The following is a 23,973-nucleotide window of genomic DNA, read 5'->3' as shown; positions in this document are numbered from 1 at the left end:
CAGATAAATAAAATATTTATCACGGTGGACGAAATACGATTTTCATGTAGTTAATTAATTAGTATACGATTAATTGCCGGCCATTCATTTTAAAGTTGATTCCTGATAGTTTTAAGATCTCCAAAACCCTCCCCAGTGGTTTATCCCTCGGTATTTGTCCATTAAATTCATCTCCTTTTCGTTCTGATTGGTAAGTCACTTCTATATCGTACCAGCGTTGCAGCTGGTTCATGACGGTTTGTAAACTGGCATCTTTGAAGTAAAACAGGCCGTTTTTCCAGGCTGTCACTACTTTTAGATCAGATCGTGCTACCTGTATGCCTTCAGGTGAAAAATGAGCCTCAAAACCTGGTTTTAACAGCGTCTCGTTTACTTTGACTGCACCAGATACCAGGGCAGTCTGGATAGCGCTTTCATCTGCATAGGCCATAATATTAAATTCAGTACCCAGTACTTGTACTGTCTGTTGCCGGCTCTTTACAATAAAGGGTTGTGTGCCTTTTTCAACTGCGAAGTAGGCTTCACCATCCAGTTCCACCTGTCTGTATTCCCCTTCAAAATGGTCGGGATACTTTAGTTTAGTGGCGGAATTAAGCCATACCTGGGTGCCATCCGGCAGGGTGATCTGGTATTGACCACCTTTGGGGGTGATCAGTTGCATGTATTGTACGCCAATATTTGTGTTGGTGACCTCATTTCCATCCTTATAAATCACCTGTTTCCCTTTGACCACAATGCCCTGTTGCTGGCTGTTCAGCGTTATTTGCCGCCCGCTGGCCAGTTGCAGAACGGCATGATTGCCACCGGGACGAATAGTGTCAATGTGGTTGACCAAAGGCTTTTCTACCGGGTTGACTGTATGGAAGAATAAGATCCTGACTGCAAACAATATGGCAACAGCAGCAGCAACGAGCCGGGGCCAGATGTTAACCTTCTTTGGTAAAGGAAGCCTGTTCCCAATACGTTGCAGGCTCTCCTGCACATCGTCAACAGGGGCAGATGGTTTAGCCGCCTCCATATTATACCAGGATTCCAGCATCGCTTTTTCTTCATCAGATATAGTGCCCGCCTGATATTTTTCAAGTAATTCGATCAGTTGTTTGTTTTCCTTCATTTGTGGTGGTATATGTTAAAGACAAGAAAGGATTGAAAAGGTCATATCCGTTTTTGAAAAAAAAATTTCGTTTTGCGTAAATAAAATTTCCGATTGGCGCATCTCGTCTATGTAGATTTCCTCATTTTTGCGGCAAAATTTCAACCTAGATGAAGAAACTTACCCTCAGTATTGCGCTGCTATTGTGCGCATTTTTTGCATCCGCCCATGCTGTATGGATTGAAACCGCTTTGAAAGGCACAAAGAATAAGGCGCAGGACGTACGGGTGTTCCTGGGAGAATATGCCGCTAATGAAAGGGATTCAGTCAGCAACTGGTTTAGCAATATGAAGGATGTTAAACTGTTTGTGACCACACCTGCTGGCGCCCGTGAGGAAATCTCCCTCAAAGCAGACGGCAGAAGTCTGGCCGGTCAGTTTACCCCTGCTACAGAAGGTACTTATACCTTAGCTATCAGTCATACTGTCGAAACAATATACGGAGAAACGAAGATTGAATACTATGCAACTGCTACTGTAGTTGTTGGTAAAGAGAGTCCTTCTCAGTTGTCGGCCAGTACATTGCTGTCTGTCGTACCTGGTGCCGAAGAGCCTAAAGGCTTTGGGAATGTGCCATTGACAATATATAAAGGTAAAGCACCTCTGGCAGATGCAAAGGTAGAAGTGATTTCTCCTGATGGTTGGGTGAAGGAGTTAAAGAGCGGACAAAATGGAGTGGCTAACTTTACACCTTTACAGGCAGGACAGTACCTGGTGGAAGCTTCTTATAATGAGAAGTCTGAAGGTACGCACCACGATAAACCTTATAAATCAGTCGTGCACATTGTAACCCACAATGTGAATGTGAAGAAATAAATCATACATAGCAGTTTGATAAATGAAATGGTCTGGAGTTTTTCCAGACCATTTTTAATTGTGGAAATTTTAATTTGGCGAAGCACCTAAGCCTGCAATAGCCTGATCCAGCCATGCCATTCTGTTATGTAGCCATGTCTTCATGTAAATCACCTCATTATCGTACGAGCCCCAGATAGCATAGTTCGGAAAGGTGTAATTGTATAGTGTATTATACTTGTTGTTGTTCTCAATCACGGACCATTTCAGATCGGTAGCATTCTTATTAATAAAGGCCAGAATATCATTTTCCTTTGCTTTAAAATAGAGCCACCGCTCTTTTACTTTGTCTACGAATGCGGGGTCTTCAAAGAGCCGGGAGATCCAGATGGCATTCTTTATCCAGAAACCAGTGTAGTCCTGGTTATTATTATAATATACATTCCCAAGGGAAATGTCGAAATCCCAGATAGGTCCCATCTTTAATTTACCACCAGGTTTCAGGTTCATGTAACAACTGGAATAAAAAATGGCATCATTGTTCTTTGTAATTTCATTTACCAGGTACCAGTCAACAAAGCTGTTTACATCCAGGTATTTGTTGTATCCTTCTACAGAATCCGTGAAGTTAGGGCTGTAGAGTGCTACTTCGGCCATGTACACAAACTGATGGATGTAATTATATTTCGCATCGCCTGGTGTGACAACCGGATCTTTGATAGTGCAGGTCATGCCCATTGTCTGGAAGTAGATATCGTCTGCCGCCAGTCTGTTCAGCTGGTCTATTTCCAATACATAACCATTGTCACCTACGTTAACCCGGTTGGTACCTGCTTCGATCTTTTCCATGACCTGATAGGTGCCGATGTACACTTCGTTCAGGAATACTTCTGCAAAGTGGCCGTGGGGTGTCCAGTCCTGGTTACTCAATTGACCCATGTAATAGGCAGTTGCATTGCGTAGCATGGTCTTGTCAAAATAGTTAGCGATCAGGAGCCAGTCTTTTGCTTTAGGTTCACCGAGTACAGAAGTCTTGCTGTCGAATTTGATCTTGTAGGGATTTTTGGGATTGCCCCAGGTGGTGCAGCCATGGCCCTTTATCTGCATTTTTGCTTCTCCAAGATCGGCGTATTGGCCGGCACCGTCGATAGTGACCGAACCTTTGACATAAGTATCTTTAGAGGTGATAGCTGCTTCGGTTTGAATTTTGATGACAGGTAATCCTGTAAAGTTAACCAGGTTGACGGTGTAGTTTGATTTAGCACCGTCAGTACTGGTGATTGTGTAGGTGAGTGGCTTTTTAAAGTTCTGTGGAGTAACGCCGCTGGTTTGCAGGCTGTCATTGACTGTGACGGTGGCGCCCTCGCTCTCGAATGATGGAATTAAATTACTTAGATTGGAATAATATGGGATTCTGCCTGTGATCGTATTTCCACTGATGGTCATATTGATCGTGTCATTCAGGTAGAGTTGGTTTTGGGCGGTGTCAAACCAGAACCGGTAGAAGTTGTTTGCTGCTGCGACCTGCGAGAATGTCTGGACAATGATTTCTTTTTTACAGGAATAACTGGCAGTCAGAATAAGGAATAGCATAACATGCCTTTTTTGTAAAAGCTGTGGTCTTTTCATGTGGATGGAGGTTATGGCGTAAATAGTTCGGAAATGGTAATTTGGGATTCTTAGGGGGCGAATTTACTGTAATTATTTGAAAATCCAATATTTATGAAAGTCTGCTAATCATGCAGGACTTAGTTTATCTGTGCTAAAATAGCCTGATAGTACTTTTCAACAGCATTTTCTCCATAGGAGAGATACAGGTAAGGCTCTATCAGTTCCAGTTCCATCAACACAAAATGACCGTTGACCATCAATCCATCTACACGGGCATACAGACAATCCCTGGCATATTGTGCTACATAAGTCGCTGCATGGGCGATTTCCTCTTCGGAAGGGTAGAGGGGATCGATAGATCCGCCATAGATCTGTTGTACCCTGAAGTCGCCTGCTTTTGGTTTTTTCAGAATAGTATGGCTGTACTGACCATTGAAGAAGGTATAGGACCATTCTCCATTCTGAACTTCATTCATCAATGGTTGTACAATGTAATCACCATCCGTCAGTAAAGCTACCACCTTGTCATAGCAGTCCGCCGCTTCATCTTTGTGCACCACAATAGTATTTTTAGAACCACCGCTTACGCAGGGTTTGATGATGATGGTGTCAGTTTTTAACGCTTCGAATAAAGGGTATAGATCTCCCTGCCAGCCCTGCGCTAAAAATGCGGAAGGAATCACATCAAAACCATCCGCAATGATCTCTTTCAGGTAATGCTTATCCAGGTTCCAGCGAACCACCTTATAATCATTCAGGAGACGGATATTCAATGATTCGATCTTATCCAGCCATGCCTTGAATACATCTATTTTCTGGTGGTAATCCCAGGGCGTTTTTAATAAAGCTACATCATATTTTGTCCAGTCTACCGTAGGGTCATCCCATATAGTGGCTTCAATATCAAGGCCTTTATTTTGTAAGTAGGGTAATAAGTCACTGTTTTCATTAAACCCATTGGCACCGGAATATTTAATGTCCCCCGCATAGGTAATGTATGCAATCTTCATCTTTGTATCAGTTATAATTAAAACGATGCAGTATGTTCTCCTTTCGGCACGATGTTTTAATGCGTTGCAAAGCTAAGAATTTTATCTGTTTCACGCTGGCTCACTGTCGCTGTAGTTACTTTGAAGACAAAACAGTAACTTTCGCCTGAATTAAAAGATTCGTGACCCCATGGGACTATTTGATTTTCTAAAGCAACCCAGTCCGAATGCTTATTTCTGGAGTTGGTTCAAAAAGCACGAACGGGACTTTTTTAAGGTACTACAAGAAGAAGAAGATATTCAGGGACAGTTTATTAACCCGCTGGCCAACAGGCTGGCGAAAGTCAGGGACGGTTATTTCTTCCTGGCGGGCATGAATAAAGGGACTGCTGAACTGATTTTTACAGCAGATGGTAAGATTAAAAACATTCCGTTTGTAGAAGACCTGGTAGCATCGGCACCCGCTATCCCGGGGTGGACGTTCATTGCATCCAAACCGGCATTCCTTACTGAAATCCAGTCTATTGGTATGGGCGGTTTCAGCTTTGACTTTAATTCCCTGTTTTTTTATGCCAATGAAGATCCTGCTTATCCTGATAAGATTAGTATAACAGTAGTGCATGATCAGTATACTCCGGAGGATAGAGAGCAGATATTCATGGGCATATACATCTTTTTGGACAATTATCTGGGAGAGCTGAAGTCCGTCACAGTCATTGACTCGGTGGAAGTAGCCGGAAAAGATGACACGGAGAAGGAACTCATCCCCATTCATAAATTGAAAGCTTATATCGACTGGCGGGAAAAGGAGTTTGTAGAAAAATACGATGGGGTCATTTATGATAAAGCCAAAGACAATTATACCCTGTTATCAGGAGAGGATAATAACGGTATGCCCATGTTGCTGGTGATCAATACAGGTGCCATGCAATACGCCCATCCTTCCTCTTATCCGTGGATACTGGAATTTATTATGAAATATAATGGGAGTGATGGGCTGCCAGAGAATGAGACGCTGACTTTCATGGATGAAATAGAAGAGGAAGTGAGAGCCCTGATACCTGACAATGATTTCCTGGATATTGGTCGCGAAACGGCAGGTAACAGCCGGAGTATTTACTTTGTTAGCCGTGAATTTCGTGAAATGGCAAGGGCTGCCGATGCCATCAGCAATAAATATGAGAATAAAATGGAAATAGAATGGGACGTTTATAAGGATAAATATTGGCAATCCCTGGATGTCTTCAGATTGGAAAACTGGAATTTAGAATAAATAGAATACACCATATGCGTTTAACTGTAATAATGCTGCTGGCATCAGTGATTATTTCCTGTAACTCCAAAAGTCATGTGATGAGTCAGGACAAGTTTGCGCATGCGTATCTGGAGGCGTTGAAAACCAAACACCCAGCCGTGGGGATTATGTGGTGGCGATTCCGAACCGGGACCTGATCTTTATCACCGGGAGTAATAACAAAGCAGGGATTGATACATTGAGGAAGTATGCAACAGAGAGTTATGCTACCGGCAATTATACGGTATCAGATCACCTGTATAAATGGAACGGGACTAAGTTTGAAGTTTTTTAAATACCAATGCGGGAAAAAAGGAGCGTGTATCAAAAGTAAGATACGCGCTCCTTTTAATTCGGACTCCTGATGAATCCAGGTATCCATTTATGCAGTTCTAAGGAGTTTCATTTATTTTTGATGCATCCTGCTTTTTTAGTTATAAGCCGTAGCTACTAATTGCCCATCTACATCTGTCTTTATCTCTTTTTCTTCACCCTGCATTAAGGAGAAGTAAGAATCACTGATAATCGCTGGCAGTATCTGGTTACCTTTACTATCTTTTAGCTGGAGACGGATACCTACAGCAGGTGTATGGGTTGAGTTATTCTTAATGGTATAAGTGCGATTACCTTTTTTAGTTATTATAACACTTGAAGAAGGTAGTTTATTTAATAAGGTATAATCACCTACCATATACTCATTCGCAGACAATAACTTTCCATGGTCATATAATTTCAGCCGCAGGAAAGATAAGCCGGTAGTATCTTCCATAGTGGTGAATACATCACTGATATTCGTTGGCGCTACCTTTACAGTCGCTTTTTTAGTAGCGATTTGTTTGCCATCCGTATTATAAATACTGGCTTCTACGGTTACCTCCTGCAAAGGATAGTTCTTATTATTGATCACCTTCACGATTTTACTTGCCGGGTTCCATTGTACATGTATTGGCTCACAAGCAGACTTAGCACCAAAGTATGCACCTGTCAGATCATAGTAATAATCGTATGTTTGCCATATCATAGTTGGATATGCAGACTGACTCATCCAGATGAGCATACCAGATGCATCCTTTCACATATGGTCATTCCAGCCTTCGAACATCGCCTTCATGGTTTCAAGATTCAGCAATTGAGCTTTCTTACAAAAGTCTTCCAAAGATAGAGAAGGTCCATACTGCTGATTGATATCGTTGATATATTTTACCGGATCAGCCCCACCACCAAGGCCGAAGTCTGTGCAGAAGAAATGCCTGGCCCACATATTATCCTTGCTATTTACCGCTTCTGGTGTAGGTGCTACCCAGAACTCTTTCGGCATAAACTTTTTAAAGCTCTCCACGTTGACAAAGGTGGCTGTACCTAATTCACTCCGCATCCCCCAGCTGTTGTTGGAGAAAAGATAACCATTGTGTGGATCAGTGAAATAAACCTTAGGAGCTACATTCGCCCAGATGCCGCTACCAGAGAGCACTTTGCTGCTACCATGAATGGAGAAGTTTGGATTGTCTACACTTGCATTAGAACGCGGCAGGTAGAGTTTATCATCTGCATCATATTGTTTGATGGCAGTGGTGATGGCATTGCTGATATCACCATGCGCATTGCTACCAGGTGTACCTTCGTTTGCACCACACCAGATGACGATGGATGGATGGTTCCGGAGTTTTTTGAGTTTTTCAACTACGTTGTCTGAAAACATCTGCAGACTATCAATCCCCCCGATATTATTCAGCCAGAAGTCATCCCATACCATAATACCGTATTTGTCGCAGTATTCATAGAAGGCATTGTCGGTAACTTCGCCTGTCCAGTTACGGATCATGTTGAAGTGCATGTCCTGGTGCATACGGATGCGTGGTTCGTAGTCCTTGTCTCTTACCTTCAGCATATAGTCAGACATCCCCCAGTTGCCACCTTTTACAAGAATAGGTACATTATTGATGTATAGACGCATGGGGCCATTCAAAGCCGTAGTATCGCTGCTCACTTTCCGCACACCAAAGTTTTGTGTAACCGTGGTAGCTGTTTCAAAAGAGAGTTTGCAGGAATAGAGAAACTGATCACCATAACCATTGGGCCACCAGAGATGAGGATGTTGTAGCAGCTGTTGTGGCAACGAAATTTCCTGATGGGTGCCGGGTGCTAAAGTAACAGGCGTAGAACTGATGGTGATATTGCCCGGTGTGATCACAGCCTTCAGTTTACCGCTGATTGCAACAGGGGAGGAGTTTGTCAGCTGAGCGGCAATGTGCAGGGTAGCCGAATTGGTATCCGGCATTACCGCGCGTACCCAGGGATCAGAGATAGTAACTGGTCCGCTGACGGTGAGTGCCACCGTATCAGTAATACCGCTGTTCAGCCCTGGCACCGCCGGCATCCAGTCCCAGCTACCACTACAAATATAGGTAGGGCTTTCCCAGTTGGCCAAAGGATGATCGTGATCAGGATCCCATTTGGGAGGCGCGATCAATACCCCGATGGCATTTTTGCTTTTTAATAGATCTGTGACATCATAAATACCCCTTTGCATGTGGCCATGTAAAGAGCCAAGCAATTTGCCATTCAGGTAAATGGTCGCATACTTATTAATACCATTGAATTTCAGCCATAAGCGCTGATTGTTTTTCAGGCGGGGCGCGGCAAACTCAGTCCTGTACCAGAAAGGACGGTTATATTTTGCCTTGTCCACCTTGTAAATGTTTTCTGCATAATCGGGATCCGATTCTTTTCCAGCTTTCACATAGGCATAGAATACGGTGCCGGGAACGATGCCGGGCACCCAGTCGTTGTCGTTGAATCCTGCTGTGGCAATGTCCGCTGCATGCGCCTTTGTGTCGGCTTGCGGACTAATTTTCCAGGTAAGTTGCTGACCATAGAGTATTGTACCAGTAACATGGAATAATAGCAACAATGCAATTGATTTCATAAGTGGTAAAATGTTTCCGCAAAGATTATGGATTGTGATTGAGAATAAAAAATATTTGCTAAACCGGTTTAGTTTACTTTTACAAGTATATAATAAATAGTTTAATAGGTATTATAATAAAAATAATATGTTAATGCTATTGCTGGATAATTTCTTTTATTCTTTATTTGCTAAATCAGTTTAGCGAATTTCACGTTTATGAAAAGTACCTTATTCCTATTACTAGCATGGGTTATATGTGGATCTGCTTCTGCACAGAAGGCCTGGTATATCGATGGGTACCATGGTGGTGTATGGGGGCATTATCCTGACTGGAATACCCGGTTTATGGCCGATCAGCTGGCCGCCCATCCTGACTGGAATATTAATATTGAAATTGAACCGGAAACGTGGCTACGCGCTATTCAGGTTGATTCTCCGGCATTTAATGACTTCAGAAAGTTCTTCGACGCAGGACGGATTGAATATGTCAATCCAACTTATGCGCAGGGATATTTATACAATGTTTCCGGAGAAAGCATTATCAGGCAGTTTCAGTATGGGATACAAATACTCAAAAGGTATTTCCCAAATGCTGAATTTACTACCTATTCATCCGAAGAACCTTGCTTTACCAGTGCATTACCACAGATCCTCACCTCCTTTGGGTTTAAATATGCTTCTTTAAAGAATCCGAATACCTGTTTCGGCGGCTATACCCGTGCACATGGCGGAGAAAAGGTATACTGGACAGGGCCGGATGGTAGTACGATCCTCACTTCTCCCCGGTATGCAATAGAAGCTCTTTCCAATCAATCTACCTGGCAGACCATTGCCTGGAATAATGGTCCGGGTTATCTGCATAGTGCATATAATGATGGTATACTACATCCTATTGGTATGACCTTGCAGGATGCAGGTTGGAAGGGTGGTCCTTTTATCGGGAATAATGCGAACTATACCACCTGGCGTAATTACTTTGAGCATGTAGTCAATAAAGACAGCGCTACCAAATGGAAAGTATCGCAGGAAGATATCTTAGTCAATCTCGTATGGGGATCACAGGTAACACAAAGGATTGCACAACAGGTGCGTGCAGCTGAAAATAAGATCCTGCAAACAGAAAAACTTTTAGCCGTGGCTGTGTGGGAAGGAAAAATGCAATGGCCACAAGCGGCATTTGATACGGCATGGCGTACCTTATTACTGGCAGAACATCATGACTGCTGGATCGTTCCTTATAATGGACAACCCGGCGATACCTGGGCGGATAAGGTACATAACTGGACGACACAAACACACCATATATGTGATAGTCTGGTAGACGTGGCCTTTGCCAGACAAGACTATGCACACATCACCCTTATCAAAAACGGTTACCAGCTGGAGAATGACATGTACCGTATCAACATAGATACTGTACATGGTGGAGTGATTACCGAATTGTTAGCTAAAAAAATAAATAAGTCTTTTGCTGTAAATGGCTTCAATGAATTACGTGGCAACTTCTATGAAAAAGGAGGCCGTCATTCTTCCATGGAATCTCCTGTTAGGGTCACCCAATTACCAGACGGTTTGCAAATGAAAGGCCTGATTGCAGGTACCCCTTTTACTCAAACCATCACACTAACATCCGGTGATCCAAAGATTGATTTCGTCTTAAATATGGACTGGAAGGAAAACACCGGAATCGGCCAACCCGTAAAAGGAGAATACAAATGGGAGATGCGGGAAAAGCCTTTCTACAATGACAGCAATAAACTACTGGTCGTTTTCCCATCTACTTTAAAAAACGTGCATGTAGCCAAAGATGCACCATACGATGTAACCGAAAGCCAGCTGGAAAATACCTTCTTCAATAGCTGGGATAGCATTAAAAATAATATCATCCTGAACTGGGTAGACATTACTGATGGTAAATATGGTATGGCATTATTCACAGACCATACTACCAGCTATACGCATGGCCGTAATTTCCCTCTGGGTCTTGATATTCAATATTCAGGTATGGGGTTATGGGGCCGGAACTATACCATAGATGGTCCCACCACCGTGCATTACGCCATAGTACCACACAAAGGTAATTGGGAACAGGGCAATATTCCTGCTGAAAATATGCAATGGAATGAGCCAATGATCAATCAAAACTCAATCTTCACACTGGAAGGCTCCCCTGTACAGGTAACCTCCATGACCTGGAAAGATGGGCGCCTGATCGTAAGGCTATATAATCCATCTGCTAAAGCGAGTCAGGCACGGCTGAGTTTCAGTAGGGAAATAGGAGGGGCTACGCTGCTGGAACTAAATGGTGAAAAGAGGAAAATAGGAGGAGCCACATTGGTAAAAATAAATGGGAAAACAAAAGCAAACGGAAAAACGAAAGCAATTATGAACAATAAGCAGGTAATAGTAGATTTACCTCGTTTTGCTATTCGTACACTTTCAATAAATCCACAATGATGCAACTCAGGCACGTACTTATATTTTCTTTAATCGCCGGCAGGACCATGGCTCAAACGCCTGCTGACTATGTCAATCCATTTATCGGGGCCAGTACCAGCGTGGGTGCGGCAGGTATTTATCATGGCCTGGGAAAGACCTTCCCCGGCGCTACCACTCCTTATGGCATGGTACAGGTTAGCCCCAATACCATAACAGGTGGAGATAACGGTTCCGGTTATAGTTATGAGCATACCAGCATCGAAGGGTTTGCTTTTACCCAGATGAGTGGGATCGGTTGGAACGGAGACCTCGGTAATTTCCTCGTAATGCCCACTCTGGGACCTTTAAAGACCAGCAAAGACGGTTACCGTAATGATTATATCAAATCAACTGAAAATGCTGCTGCGGGGTTTTATTCAGTAAAACTCAACAACCAGATCCTGGCAGAGATGACCGCAGCCCCACATAGTGGTATGCTCCGCTTTACTTTCCCCGCCAGTAACCAATCCCGTATTCAGATCGATCTGGCCCGTAGGGTAGGAGGTACGGCTACCAAACAATATGTTAAAGTTGTAAACGACAGCACAATCACCGGCTGGATGCAATGCAGTCCTGCAGGTGGTGGCTGGGGCGATGGCGAAGGCCATGCTGATTATACTGTATATTTCTACGCTGTCTTCAGCAAGCCACTCCGCAATTATGGTGTTTGGAGCGCCGATATCCCCGATAGCTGGACCCGGAAACTGGAAGATGTAACCAGCGATCGTTATCTGCAACAGGTAGCCAAATCCCAGGTCTTTCCAAAAATAAAAGAAAAAGAAGGTAAACACCTCGGCTTCTATACCGAATTCGATACCAAAGCAGGGGAACAGGTCCTCATGAAAGCAGGTATCTCTTTTGTAAGTATGGCAGGCGCTGAAAATAACCTCCGTCATGAAATCACCAACTGGAATTTTGATGGCGTAAAAAATCGTGCACATGCCAGTTGGGACAAAGCCCTTTCTAAAATTAAAGTATCCGGTGGTACTACCGAAGAAAAGAAAGTATTCTACACCTCTCTCTATCATACCATGATCGATCCCCGTATTGTAGAAGATGTAGATGGTAAATATACAGGCGGTGATGGCAAGGTGTACACTGGCAACACCTTTCACAAACGCTCTGTTTTCAGCGGATGGGATGTATTCCGAAGTCAGATGCCTTTGCAGACGATCATCAATCCATCTCTCATCAATGACCTGATCAATTCTCTCGTTACCCTGGCAAAAGAGAAAAACAAAGACTATCTCGAACGCTGGGAACTACTGAATGCTTACTCCGGTTGTATGCTGGGTAATCCTGCCATATCTGTCATGACTGATGCCTATGCAAAAGGTATTCGCAATTACAATGTCAAAGATGCTTACCAGTTATCTGTAAACTCTCAGCAACGTTTTGGTAATAGTCAACTGGGTTATACCCCCGGTGATCTCAGCATTTCCTATACACTGGAATATGCCTATACTGATTGGTGTGTAGGGCAGCTGGCGAATTGGTTAGGTGAAAAATATTCAGCCGATGGCGGTGCTTACAAAAACATCTTTGACAAAGAAAAAGGATGGTTCAGACCCAAAGATAAGGAGGGTAACTGGTTACCCTGGCCTGAAGAAGGCAGATTAAAACAATGGTATGGTGCCATCGAAGCCAACCCTTATCAACAGGGATGGTTTGTACCACAGGATGTAGATGGCATGGTCGCACTCATGGGGGGCAGAGTCAAAGTCGTAAAAGACCTCGAATCATTCTTTGAGAAAACACCTGAGAATATGATGTGGAATGACTATTACAACCACGCCAACGAACCTGTGCATCATGTACCTTTCCTCTTCAACAGATTGAATAAACCATGGCTCACCCAGAAATGGACCCGCGCTATCTGCCGCCGTGCTTACCACGATGGGGTAGAAGGGCTGGTAGGTAATGAAGATGTAGGACAGATGTCCGCCTGGTATGTACTGGCCGCTATCGGTATTCACCCTGTATGCCCCGGCGATACCCGTCAGGAGATCACCAGTCCTGTATTTGACAAAGCTGTCATCGGCAACTTCACCATCAAAGCCACTCACAATTCACCAGAGAATATTTATATACAGAGCGCCCGTCTGAATGGTAAGCCTTTCAATCAATGTCACATCGACTACAAGGATATTGTAAAAGGGGGCGTACTGGAACTTGTAATGGGCCCATCTCCCAATGAGCAATGGGGTATCACTAAATAACTAAATTTCACATGCGAAAGAAATTACTGATTCTGTTCATGGCTGCCGGCGCAGTAACGGCAAAAGCACAACAACAAGCTGCACCTTTCCAGAAAGGAGACCGCGTTGTCTTCGTTGGCAATAGTATCACAGATGGCGGACATTACCATTCCTACATTTGGTTGTATTACATGACGCATTTCCCGGAGCGACGCATTACCTGTGTCAATGCCGGAATTGGTGGCGATGTGGCACAGCAGATATACGAACGTTTTGACGATGATGTATTATCGAAGAAACCCACCGTGCTCACCCTGACCTGGGGCATGAACGATTCAGGCTATTTCGAATGGTACCGTGCTGATGGAAAGGATACTATGCAAAAGCGTATAGCTAATTCTTACAATTACTATGGAAAGATTGAAGAGAAATTGAAACAAAGATCTGATATCAAAAAGATCCTCATCGGTGGTTCTCCTTATGACTACACCGCTAAGTTCAATGATAAAAATCGATTTCCTAATAAAACCGAAGCCCTTACTGAAATTGTAGCTTTCCAGGAACAGGCAGCCAAAAAGAACAACTGGCCGTTCGTTGACTTTTACCATCCGATGATGGCGATCAATCAACGCGGACAACAAAAGGATTCTACCTTTAGCCTGACACCCAGTGACCGTATTCATCCTGACAATGACGGGCATATGGTCATGGCTTACCTGTTCCTGAAAGCGCAGGGCCTGGACAACAAACCTGTAGCTGTAATCCATGTAGATGCCGGCACAAAACAGGTAAAACAACAAACCAATTGCCAGATAAGTGGTGTAGCTACAACTGCCAATGGTGTGAGCTTTGGTTACCTGGCGCAGTCACTGCCTTATCCATTGGATACCATTCCTCGTGGCTGGGGCCAGCTGCACAAACAATCTGATGCATTGAAAGTAGTGCCTTTCGACAAAGAATTCAATCAGGAAATACTACAGGTGAGCGGTCTGAAAGCCGGTAAATACAACCTGCTCATGGATGGTGAAAATGTAGGTACCTACGATGCCAGCGAACTCAATGCCGGTATCAATCTCGCAGAAAACACCCGTACGCCTGAATACCAGCAGGCTATTCAGATCCGTGAAATGAACGAAGAACGCTGGGACATCGAAAGAAGAACAAGAATGTATGCGTGGATGAACTACGACTTCCTGAAAGGAAAAGGCATGCTCTTCAAAGATAGCAATGCCGCGATGGATTCAGTGAATGTATTTGCTGCGGGCAACATCTTTGTAGCCGGTAACCGTGACAACTACACCCGCTCCCGTTACAAAGCATTACGCGATGTATGGCAGCAGGAGCAGGATGTGCTGATCAATAAAATTTATGAAATCAATAAACCTCAGTTGCACAAAGTAGCCATTGTTGCAGCCAGATAAGCCGATTTATGAGATACATCTTATCATTACTTTTTGTACTGAGTTCGGTGCGCCTGCTGGCGGCCAAAGTAGATACTATTACAACCTATAGTTCGTCTATGCAAAAGGAAATAAAGGCGGTGGTGATCACACCTGCTGATTATAACAGCAGCCGCCATTTTCCTGTATTGTATCTGTTGCATGGGTATAGCGGTAACTTTGGCGACTGGATTAAAAAGGATCCGGAGCTGGCCGTGCTCACAGACCTGTATCATATGATCATTGTGTGTCCGGATGGTGACTTTGGCAGCTGGTACTTTGACAGTGAAATAAAGAAGGATTCCAAATACGAAACCTATGTAGGAACAGAGCTGGTCAACTGGATGGACCAGCACTATTCTACTATTCCCAATCGTTCAGGCCGGGCTATTACCGGTCTGAGTATGGGAGGACATGGCGCATTGTTCCTGGCTTTTCGCCACCCCAATACTTTTGGTGCGGCAGGAAGCATGAGTGGGGGAGTGGACCTGCGTCCATTTCCACTCAACTGGGACCTGGAAAAATTGTTGGGTAAGTATAGCGATTACCCGGATCGTTGGGAGAAAAACAGTGTGATTAATATGGTGCACCTGCTGATTCCCAACTTACTGGACCTGACCATCGATTGTGGCGCGGAAGACTTTTTCCATAATTGTAATGAAAAGCTCCATGAGAAACTGCTGGAAAGGAATATTCCACATGATTATACCGTGAGGCCGGGTGGGCATACATGGGAGTATTGGTCAAATTCCATCCAGTACCAGGCATTGTTCTTTCATAATTATTTTCAAAGGGAAAAATAGCATTTTTAATTTGCTAAACCGGTTTAACAATCGTATTTTAGTGCTCTGACAAACAATCAACCAGAACAGGATTAAGAACAAGGGGGGAAGAAAGATTTCACGTTTTTATTGTGCTAAATCGGTTTAACCACTTAATATGTTGAACCTTAGAAACTATACCACGTTAATATTCTGATACAAATAAATCACGTCCATTTATGATAAAACGCTGTATTCCCGTTTTTATACTAATGGCAGCAGCTCTCATCTACTCTTCCTGCAGAAAGGAAGGATTCCTGACAGCAACTACTACCACGAACCTGGATGAAAAAAGTGTATTTGGCGATAGTTCCAGAACCGTGGGATTTCTTGCCAACATTTACTCCAACGTAGGATTAAGTGCGAGCCTTAGCCGCTTTTCCTACAACTACATCGTATGCGGTGGTTTAGAAGCTGCCTGTGATGAAGCTGAACCTTCACACGCATTCTCCACACCTGCTACCCAGTTCGCCACCGGCACTGTTAACTCGGGCATCATTGGCGAAGAGCCTTACAAAACCTGCTATTCTCAAATCCGTGCTGTCAATGTGCTGTTAAAGAATATAGACAATGCCCCCTTAAGGCAGGCCTATAAAACACAGATGATTGCGGAAGCCCACTTCCTGCGAGCCTGGTTTTACGCCATTCTCGTACAGCACTATGCGGGTGTACCTTTGGTAGGCGATACTTTGCTATCTTATGATAAGCCTATTGTGGCAAAAAGGAGCACCTACGAAGCGTGTGTCAACTACATCCTCTCTGAATTAGATGCTGCCGGCAATATTTTACCTGTCACACAAACCGGCCTTAACTATGGACGTGCCTCCAAAGGTGCTTGCCTGGCCCTCAAAGCAAGGGTGCTGCTGTACGCTGCCAGCCCTTTATTTAATGGCACCACCTTACCTGCCGATGCAGGTCCCGGTGGTGGTGTGAGTGTTGATCCATCATTGGTAGGTTATCCAACTGCTGATAACAACCGCTGGAAACTGGCAGAAGAAGCTGCTCTGGCAGTGATTACTTTAGGTACCTATACACTGAATACTAAGAACGATTACCAGACCAGCTCTCCCGGATATGGCTTCCAGGGCCTGTTCCCTCAACGTGTGAACACAGAATACATTTTTCAGCTCATGCGCCCCACCGGCAACAGTGACTTTGAAAATATGTTCCTGCCACCATCCAGGGGTAGCAATGGTACCGGCTCTTTCCCTTACCAGGGTTTGGTGGATGCCTTCCCTATGAAGAATGGCAAACTCATTACCGATCCATCTTCCGGCTATGATCCGAATGATCCGTACAAGAACCGTGATCCCAGGCTGGATTACAGCATCATCCACGATCAGACAGTGTTGCTCGTACGCACCAGCAATGGTCAGACAAACGGTTCCGCACCTGTGAATATTTATGTAGGCAACTATAATGGTGTTTCTACTGGTCAGGATGCCGTTCACCAGGGTACACTCACCGGTTATTATAATAATAAGATGCTGGATCCCGAAGCTATTGCAGCGACCATCAACCATGGTTCCGACAGGGTACAACCATTGATGCGCTATGCTGAAATGTTGCTCAACTATGCAGAAGCTGCCAATGAATACGAAGGTCCTACCGGCAATGTATACGCTGCTGTAGAAGCGATCCGTGAACGTGCAGGCTTAGATCCTTATCAGCTTCCTACCGGTCTTTCTCAGTCTGAAATGAGAACCTATATTCAAAATGAAAGACGTATAGAACTGGCATATGAAGGGCATCGCTTCTGGGATGTAAGAAGATGGAAGATTGCCCCGCAAACAGAAAATATTCAATCAGCAGGTATGGAAGTAGACAGGAATAACGGAACTGTGAGTTACAAACCATTCAATGTAACTAAACACAACTTCCGCGCAGCAATGTACCTGTGGCCTTTCCCTTTATCTGAAACAGGTAAATCTTCTGAACTGGTCCAAAATCCCGGCTACTAATCCTTAATCACTGCATGTTATGAACCGCTATATAATTCCATCACTCCTTTGCCTGCTGCTCTTTTCCTGCAAGACAGAAGAGATCTCTCCGGTAGGCGAAGCTCCCAAAAATATTTCCGGTAGCTGGAAGATCCTGAATGCTACAAGGAATGGAACTGACATCACCAACGCGTTTGACTTCACACAATTCAGGGTGAAATTTGATTCCACAGGCAACTATACCATCGTAAACAGGGTGCCTTTTCTCGTGAATGCAAATGGCACCTACGTACTGGATGATCCTGCATATCCATTCAGAATCACGTTCACCCCTCAGGGGGGATCTGCTGTTGCCACTCCCTTCAATTACATCACCACGGCGGGCGTGCGGCAACTGAACCTCACCTTCGTACCGGGTTGTGAACTGAACGCATATATCTATACACTGGAAAAAGATAACTGATAATTTTATGCTTCCACGTTTAAATATTAAAGGACGTAAGATCTGGATGCTGTCCGCATTACTCCTTATCGGCATAGTGTTCAGCTTCTGTCATATAAAGATCTCTAAAGTTACCATCCCTGCGTCCGCCAAGGTAGGTGATGTTGTACCCATCCAACTGGACATAGATGAATCCTGCAACTCCGGTGGTAGTGATCGCCTCATACTTGGTGTACTGATGCCCAAAGGCTGGAAAGGTACGCAGAACATGACGGCGACCTACAAGAGCAGCAAAGGCGATGGCTCCTTTACCATGGTGCCACTCACCACCCTTGCTGCTCACGGAGATGGCAAGAACTGGCCTGATTATATGAGAGCTACCTTCGGCATTGCCGGTAACCTCATTGATGATATGGAATGGGTCGTTATGCAAAGTGATAATCCATTCACCTATGCAAATGGCGATAAGATCACGGGCTCTATTTATATCAACCTGAAAGTAGGTGCGGATGATAATCCTACTGTTGTAAAACTGGCCTATGTAGTCGCTAATACGACCAACGGTTTTACCTCCGATACCTACTTCGATGAAGGCTATGGTCCTACCGCAGAATATTACAACCAGTACATAGGCGATTGCTTTACGGTGACTGGCGGCAGCGGCGACCTGGTTGACTTCTGTAATCCACAACTCACTACCGTTTCTCCACCAAAGTCGCTGGACAACGATCTCGTTACTATTACATTCGACTCCAATGTAATTGAGACGGAACTTTCCGGTAGTGATGAAGTATACCTCTGTGCAACAGGTACGACCAGTGATGGACAGACAATCACTATCTGTGAACAGACTTCCAGAACACTGATGAAAGGGGTAGGCAGCGGCCGCTATGAGATTACCCTCTGGCCCCGGTCATTCTTCGGTGTGAGCGATAGCCAGACCGTTACCAACATGACTTACTACATCACAGATAAGACCGGCACCAAACAGGTGGGATATGGTAACACCACTGCTCCTTTCACTTACAAATTTAAATGTGGATGATTATGCGCTACATATTTTGCCTGATCTGTCTGTTTGCATTCACGCAACAAAAGATCTTTGCCCAGGACGCAAAGAAGTCCGGCATCAATGGCACTGTTGTCAATGAATTCAGCGAACCACTGGCCAGCGTAAAGGTCATGGTAAAAGATTCAAAGAAGGAAATATTTACAGATGCAAACGGAGAGTTTCATCTGGATACACCTCCCGGTACCATGTTAGTGTTTTTGTGGAAGGACTATTATACCCGTGAACTGAAAGCCACCGCTGAAATGACGGTACAGCTCACTGATGCATTCCTGAAATCTCCTAACCAGGTAGATATGCTGTATGAAAGAGTAGACCGCTCCAAAGTATTGGGTGCCGTGTCTACCATCTATACAAAGCAATTGACCACTACACCTGCTTCTTTATATGTATACGCCATTCCCGGCCAACTGTCAGGCGTGTATACCAAACAAAACAGTGGTTTCACTTCTTTCAATGTGAGTGAAATTTCTTCTTCTGCCATCATCGGACAAACACTGGTGAACGCCTCTTCCAATAACAACCGCTCTACTGATAACTCTGAAATTAGTCTGAGTGTAAGAGGACAAACACCCGTTACCGTGATTGATGGCGTGCAAAGAGAAATCTCTTCTATCGATCCGGAATCCATTGAATCGATCTCTATGCTGAAAGATGGGTTGTCTACCTTATTATTAGGTAATAACAGTTCCCGACCGGTAATGCTGGTGACGACGAGGAGAGGGGAGATGGGTCGCCCGCATATCACATTCACGGCGCAGACCGGCATGCAGCAGTCATTAGGTTTACCAAAACCACTGCCCGCTTACCAATATGCTTACCTGATGAATGAAACACTGATGAATGATGGAAAGCCTGCCCTGTACAGTGCAGAAGATTTCGCTGCATACAAGAATCATACGGATCCTTATGGCCATCCTGATATCAACTGGTTCAAAACTCTCCTGAAAGATTATACACCTATCTCCAACTACAAACTGAATGTGAATGGTGGTACAAATGTGGCCCGCTATTCCGTATCACTCAGTTACTTTGACCAGGAGGGAATTTTCAAAACAAGTCCGGATGTATCTTATAGTACGAACAATAGTCTCAAACGCTATGTCATCAACTCCGACATAGGTGTGCAGGTGAATCAGAACCTGAATGTGGACCTTCAGTTATTCGGTCGTGTACAGAACACCCGCGAACCGGGTAATGATTACAACGGTCTGTTGAATGCACTGTTTTCAACGCCTAATAATGCGTATCCTATTTACAACCGTAATGGCACCTTTGGTGGTAACAACATCGGTGGTAATGGTGGCCCTTACAGCAATAACCTGTTGTCAAGAGCACAGTATTCAGGCTATACTCAAAACAATACCAATGACATTCTCGCGAATTTAGACCTGAACTACAACCTGAATAGTGTGCTGAAAGGGTTGACATTCAAAATTAAAGGTAACCTGGCATACCAGTCTATCACCGCACTGGACAGGAGTTTACAGAATCCATCTTATGGTTACATAGATAGCGCCTATGTGATTTATGGTACCACTACCTCCCAAAGCAATGCATTCCGCACGGTATTTACTTCCCGTCAGTCATATGCACAGGGAAGCCTGAACTATAACGGGAGCTTCGAAAAGAGCAATGTAGATGCACAGCTGATGTACGACCGCAAGTCCGTCGTAGCGAACTATGACCTGGCATCTACCACCACCAATGCAGGAGGTAGAGTAGGGTATGACTACAATAAGAAATACTTTGTAAATGCAACCCTGATAGGTAGTGGCAATAACCGTTATCCTGATGGCAAACGCTGGGGCCTCTTCTACGGTGCCGGTTTGGGATGGGAAATGGGCAGTGAGGATTTCATCAAAGAAAACCTTCCCTGGATCAGTGGTTGGAAATGGAGAGCTACTTATGCCAGAACAGGCAATGCGAATATTGATCTGAACGCCTCTTTATATTACGCTTATTCTCAAACCTACAATTCCAATAACAATGGTAAGAATTACCAGGTAGGTACCGGCTACACCACCGTCTATTATCAGTACGAAGGTTCACTGGCCAATCCTTATATCACCTGGGAAAAAGCAAACAAGTTCGATGTAGGTACAGACATCTCTTTCTTCCAGAATCATTTACAACTCACGGCCGATTATTACCATGATGTATATTCAGATATACTGGGGTATCGTGGTAATTCTATTGCCTTGCTGGGTACCGGTTATCCTTTGGAGAACATTGGTAAGAACCAGTATCATGGTATTGAGTTGTCTCTGACTTACAACAACCACCTGGGCAACTTTAACTACTTCGTCACTACAAACGGAAATCTAGCTTATTCCAAAATCATCTACAACGATGAACTGGCTACTCCTTATGCCTGGAACAAAAGAACCGGATTACCAGTATCAGGCACCTATTATGGCTATACATCCCTGGGGCTTTACCAGAATGCCGAAGATGCCGCCAGTAGTGCACACATAGCTGGTTATACCCCACAACCCGGCGATATTAAATACAAAGACCTGAATGGAGATGGTGTGATCGATGCCTTTGACCAGTCTACCATCGGAGGTACCAAACCACTGGCATTCTTCGGTGTCACACTGGGTGGTAACTACAAAGGATTCAACTTTAGTCTCGTCATTCAGGGTGTAGGCAACAGGCAGATCAGTGCATTGAATAATGCCGTAGATCACTTTGGTATGGACTATAACACCACGAACGGTCAGGTATATGAAAATGCGACTGGTCGATGGACACCGGAAACTGCAGGCGAAGCGACCTTGTCAAGACTGGCAGTATCCGCTACGAACAACAATACGATGTTCTCTACTTTCTACCTGAAGAATGGCAACTATTTAAGACTAAAAAACGCGGAGATCGGGTATTCACTGCCATACAGTCTGCTAAAGAGAATCCGCATCTCCGGTCTGAAAATATTTGTGGATGGCGAGAACCTCTTTACCATCGCTGGCTTTAAGGGCATGGACCCGGAGGTACAACCATATAGCTATCCCATTCAAAGGGTAGTAAGCACAGGTGTTAGTATTAAGTTATAAAAGAGATTGAGCTATGAAAAATTATATTCATAAAATACTACTGCTCGCTGCTCTCATCAGTGGTTGCAAAAAGTACGAGCAGTTTCCGGTAGATAAAGTGACAGGCAATTATGTCTTCGATCCGCTGGATTCTGCGGGTGTGAATGCACAATCTTACCTATATGGTATTTATGCCATCGTAAAGAGTGGACATAGTCGCGTAGGCGGTGATTACCTGGATGCAGCGAGTGATGATGCAGTTTCTTCACAGACAGGCAGCAGTATTCCTGTAACGCTATTGACTACAAATGCAGTCACATCGTTCAACTTCCCTGGGTCTGAAAATTACTGGGAAGGTACCAACCTCTCACAGGCGCCTTCCAGCTCCGGTGTGCCGGATGCTTTCTGGGCAGGAGTGCGCAATGCAAATATCTTTATCAATGGTATCGGTGTAGTACCTGTAAAAGGTGGTTTGTCTAACGGTACAACTACAGCGCAGGTATGGAGAAGTGAAGCGCGTTTCCTCCGTGCCTATTTTTACTTCGAACTGGTAAGGCGCTATGGCGGTGTACCGTTGCTGGGCGATAAAGTCTACAATATCGAAGATAATCTTGAGATACCACGTAGCACATTTGCAGATTGTATCACCTATATCGTCAATGAATGTGATGCGATCAAAGATAGCCTGATCTCTGCACCTGCATCAGATGGTGATAACTACAGAGCTACAAAAGGTGCTGCACTGGCACTGAAGGCAAAGACCTTGTTGCTCGCTGCGAGTCCGCTGTTTAATGGGGGTAATATAGAGAGTGGGAATGCCCTGACAGGTTATACTGATTATGACGTAAACCGCTGGACACTGGCAGCACAGGCGGCAAAAGATGTAATGAACCTGGGTGTATATTCCCTGTTACCTTCATTCACACATATTTTCCTCGATCAGAATAATAGTGAAAGGATCTTTATACGTCCGGGGAATAACTCTACCGGTATCGAAACCCGCAATGGCCCTGTAGGTTTTCAGGCAGGTGGTACAGGCAATACCAGTCCTACCCAGGAGTTGGTCAATGCTTTCCCTATGCAGAATGGTTTACCTATTACAAACCCCGCTTCCGGTTATCTCGCTGCTGATCCTTATAGTTTACTAAATGATGTAAAACGTGATCCACGATTTAATGCAACCATTTTTTACAATGGTGCTACCTGGTTGAGCAGCACAGTAGATACTTATGAAGGTGGTAAGAGTAAACCGAATTCTTCTCAGCAACAAACTGAGAGTGGTTACTATATGCGCAAATTTATGGGTGACTTTGAAGCAGCCACCACTTATAGCAATCATTCGTCCGACTGGATTGTGATGCGCTATGCAGAAATTCTGCTGGGGTATGCAGAAGCACGTAACGAAGCAGAGTCCGCACCACAGTCAGATGTATATGAGCAATTGTACGCCATCAGGGCAAGAGCCGGTATTGCAGCAGGTGATGATGGTAACTATGGTCTTACACCAAATATGACACAGGCAGAGATGAGGGCCGTGATACAGAATGAATGGAGAATTGAGTTCGCTTTTGAGGAGCACCGTTATTTTGATATCCGTCGCTGGAAGATAGCAGGTACTGTGATGAACCAACCACGCACGGGCATATTCATTGTAAAGAACGGGGCTTCCAATACCTATAGTACAGTGAATATACTGACTACGGTGTTCAAAGACAACCAATACCTGTATCCCATCCCTTACAATGAAGTGGCGAAGAACCCGGCTATGAAACAAAATCCGGGATGGTAAGCTACTCAATTCC

General features: G+C 44.3%; 16 protein-coding genes. 11 read left to right on the top strand and 5 right to left on the bottom strand.

Translation table 11 applies throughout. The features are described 5' to 3' along the window. Positions 1-58 precede the first annotated feature (58 nt). Positions 59-1,114: a FecR family protein gene (locus BW716_RS09715; protein ID WP_083722340.1), complete on the bottom strand. Its 1,056-nt coding sequence runs from the start codon at positions 1,112-1,114 to the stop codon at positions 59-61. Positions 1,115-1,263: 149 nt separating this feature from the next. Between BW716_RS09715 and BW716_RS09710 the strand changes: the two genes are divergently transcribed. Beyond that, positions 1,264-1,968: a DUF4198 domain-containing protein gene (locus tag BW716_RS09710; RefSeq protein ID WP_083722339.1), complete on the top strand. Its 705-nt coding sequence runs from the start codon at positions 1,264-1,266 to the stop codon at positions 1,966-1,968. Between the two features lie 69 nt (positions 1,969-2,037). Here BW716_RS09710 and BW716_RS09705 read toward each other — a convergent pair whose 3' ends face one another. Next, a complete protein-coding gene (locus BW716_RS09705; protein ID WP_179091064.1) occupies positions 2,038-3,540 on the bottom strand; it encodes a CotH kinase family protein in 1,503 nt (500 codons plus the stop codon). A gap of 155 nt (positions 3,541-3,695) precedes the next feature. Next, positions 3,696-4,568 (bottom strand): RimK family alpha-L-glutamate ligase, encoded by an 873-nt coding sequence (locus tag BW716_RS09700; protein WP_083722337.1) that lies wholly within the window; start codon positions 4,566-4,568, stop codon positions 3,696-3,698. A 169-nt stretch (positions 4,569-4,737) separates the two neighbouring features. Between BW716_RS09700 and BW716_RS09695 the strand changes: the two genes are divergently transcribed. Next, positions 4,738-5,820 (top strand): DUF695 domain-containing protein, encoded by a 1,083-nt coding sequence (locus BW716_RS09695; RefSeq protein ID WP_083722336.1) that lies wholly within the window; start codon positions 4,738-4,740, stop codon positions 5,818-5,820. Positions 5,821-6,271: 451 nt separating this feature from the next. Here the strand turns inward: BW716_RS09695 and BW716_RS09690 are convergent, their stop codons facing one another. Both BW716_RS09690 and BW716_RS09685 read right to left on the bottom strand, forming a co-directional pair. Beyond that, on the bottom strand, positions 6,272-6,862 hold the full coding sequence (locus BW716_RS09690) for a hypothetical protein (RefSeq protein ID WP_143708808.1): 591 nt from the start codon (positions 6,860-6,862) through the stop codon (positions 6,272-6,274). Between the two features lie 51 nt (positions 6,863-6,913). Then, positions 6,914-8,767 carry a glycoside hydrolase family 2 protein gene (locus tag BW716_RS09685; protein ID WP_083722334.1) on the bottom strand — a complete coding sequence of 618 codons (1,854 nt, stop codon included), beginning with the start codon at positions 8,765-8,767 and terminating at the stop codon, positions 6,914-6,916. A gap of 198 nt (positions 8,768-8,965) precedes the next feature. Between BW716_RS09685 and BW716_RS09680 the strand changes: the two genes are divergently transcribed. The 9 genes from BW716_RS09680 (at position 8,966) to BW716_RS09640 (ending at position 23,960) form a co-directional block, all read left to right on the top strand. Next, positions 8,966-11,206 carry a glycoside hydrolase family 38 C-terminal domain-containing protein gene (locus tag BW716_RS09680; RefSeq protein ID WP_083722333.1) on the top strand — a complete coding sequence of 747 codons (2,241 nt, stop codon included), beginning with the start codon at positions 8,966-8,968 and terminating at the stop codon, positions 11,204-11,206. After that, positions 11,203-13,446, top strand: coding sequence for a GH92 family glycosyl hydrolase (locus BW716_RS09675; RefSeq protein ID WP_220388736.1), 2,244 nt, complete (start codon positions 11,203-11,205; stop codon positions 13,444-13,446). The genes BW716_RS09680 and BW716_RS09675 overlap by 4 nt, the downstream gene beginning before the upstream one ends. An 11-nt stretch (positions 13,447-13,457) precedes the next feature. Next, positions 13,458-14,846 (top strand): SGNH/GDSL hydrolase family protein, encoded by a 1,389-nt coding sequence (locus tag BW716_RS09670; RefSeq protein WP_220388735.1) that lies wholly within the window; start codon positions 13,458-13,460, stop codon positions 14,844-14,846. Between the two features lie 8 nt (positions 14,847-14,854). Next, positions 14,855-15,667 carry an alpha/beta hydrolase family protein gene (locus tag BW716_RS09665; protein WP_083722332.1) on the top strand — a complete coding sequence of 271 codons (813 nt, stop codon included), beginning with the start codon at positions 14,855-14,857 and terminating at the stop codon, positions 15,665-15,667. Positions 15,668-15,864: 197 nt separating this feature from the next. Beyond that, complete coding sequence (locus tag BW716_RS09660; protein WP_083722331.1) at positions 15,865-17,646, top strand: RagB/SusD family nutrient uptake outer membrane protein; 1,782 nt, start codon at positions 15,865-15,867, stop codon at positions 17,644-17,646. 19 nt (positions 17,647-17,665) lie between these two features. Next, a complete protein-coding gene (locus tag BW716_RS09655) occupies positions 17,666-18,088 on the top strand; it encodes a DUF5004 domain-containing protein (RefSeq protein ID WP_083722330.1) in 423 nt (140 codons plus the stop codon). Positions 18,089-18,095: 7 nt separating this feature from the next. Continuing rightward, on the top strand, positions 18,096-19,112 hold the full coding sequence (locus BW716_RS09650) for a DUF4961 domain-containing protein (RefSeq protein ID WP_083722329.1): 1,017 nt from the start codon (positions 18,096-18,098) through the stop codon (positions 19,110-19,112). 2 nt (positions 19,113-19,114) lie between these two features. Next, a complete protein-coding gene (locus BW716_RS09645; protein WP_179091063.1) occupies positions 19,115-22,192 on the top strand; it encodes a SusC/RagA family TonB-linked outer membrane protein in 3,078 nt (1,025 codons plus the stop codon). A gap of 13 nt (positions 22,193-22,205) precedes the next feature. Then, positions 22,206-23,960, top strand: a complete 1,755-nt coding sequence (locus tag BW716_RS09640) for a RagB/SusD family nutrient uptake outer membrane protein (protein ID WP_083722327.1) — start codon at positions 22,206-22,208, stop codon at positions 23,958-23,960. Positions 23,961-23,973 lie beyond the last annotated feature (13 nt).

This window comes from [Flexibacter] sp. ATCC 35208, assembly GCF_001975825.1.
Classification (GTDB): domain Bacteria; phylum Bacteroidota; class Bacteroidia; order Chitinophagales; family Chitinophagaceae; genus Chitinophaga.
This window is presented reverse-complemented; position numbering and strand designations above follow the sequence as displayed.

Bases quoted from the DNA above. Each gene is read 5' to 3' on its own strand.
- BW716_RS09695 (WP_083722336.1), top strand. From the start codon at position 4,738: ATGGGACTATTTGATTTTCTAAAGCAACCCAGTCCGAATGCTTATTTC.
- BW716_RS09640 (WP_083722327.1), top strand. From the start codon at position 22,206: ATGAAAAATTATATTCATAAAATACTACTGCTCGCTGCTCTCATCAGT.
- BW716_RS09680 (WP_083722333.1), top strand. From the start codon at position 8,966: ATGAAAAGTACCTTATTCCTATTACTAGCATGGGTTATATGTGGATCT.
- BW716_RS09690 (WP_143708808.1), bottom strand. From the start codon at position 6,862: ATGATATGGCAAACATACGATTATTACTATGATCTGACAGGTGCATAC.
- BW716_RS09670 (WP_220388735.1), top strand. From the start codon at position 13,458: ATGCGAAAGAAATTACTGATTCTGTTCATGGCTGCCGGCGCAGTAACG.
- BW716_RS09650 (WP_083722329.1), top strand. From the start codon at position 18,096: ATGCTTCCACGTTTAAATATTAAAGGACGTAAGATCTGGATGCTGTCC.
- BW716_RS09685 (WP_083722334.1), bottom strand. From the start codon at position 8,767: ATGAAATCAATTGCATTGTTGCTATTATTCCATGTTACTGGTACAATA.
- BW716_RS09665 (WP_083722332.1), top strand. From the start codon at position 14,855: ATGAGATACATCTTATCATTACTTTTTGTACTGAGTTCGGTGCGCCTG.
- BW716_RS09675 (WP_220388736.1), top strand. From the start codon at position 11,203: ATGATGCAACTCAGGCACGTACTTATATTTTCTTTAATCGCCGGCAGG.
- BW716_RS09710 (WP_083722339.1), top strand. From the start codon at position 1,264: ATGAAGAAACTTACCCTCAGTATTGCGCTGCTATTGTGCGCATTTTTT.
- BW716_RS09660 (WP_083722331.1), top strand. From the start codon at position 15,865: ATGATAAAACGCTGTATTCCCGTTTTTATACTAATGGCAGCAGCTCTC.
- BW716_RS09655 (WP_083722330.1), top strand. From the start codon at position 17,666: ATGAACCGCTATATAATTCCATCACTCCTTTGCCTGCTGCTCTTTTCC.
- BW716_RS09705 (WP_179091064.1), bottom strand. From the start codon at position 3,540: ATGCTATTCCTTATTCTGACTGCCAGTTATTCCTGTAAAAAAGAAATC.
- BW716_RS09700 (WP_083722337.1), bottom strand. From the start codon at position 4,568: ATGAAGATTGCATACATTACCTATGCGGGGGACATTAAATATTCCGGT.
- BW716_RS09645 (WP_179091063.1), top strand. From the start codon at position 19,115: ATGCGCTACATATTTTGCCTGATCTGTCTGTTTGCATTCACGCAACAA.
- BW716_RS09715 (WP_083722340.1), bottom strand. From the start codon at position 1,114: ATGAAGGAAAACAAACAACTGATCGAATTACTTGAAAAATATCAGGCG.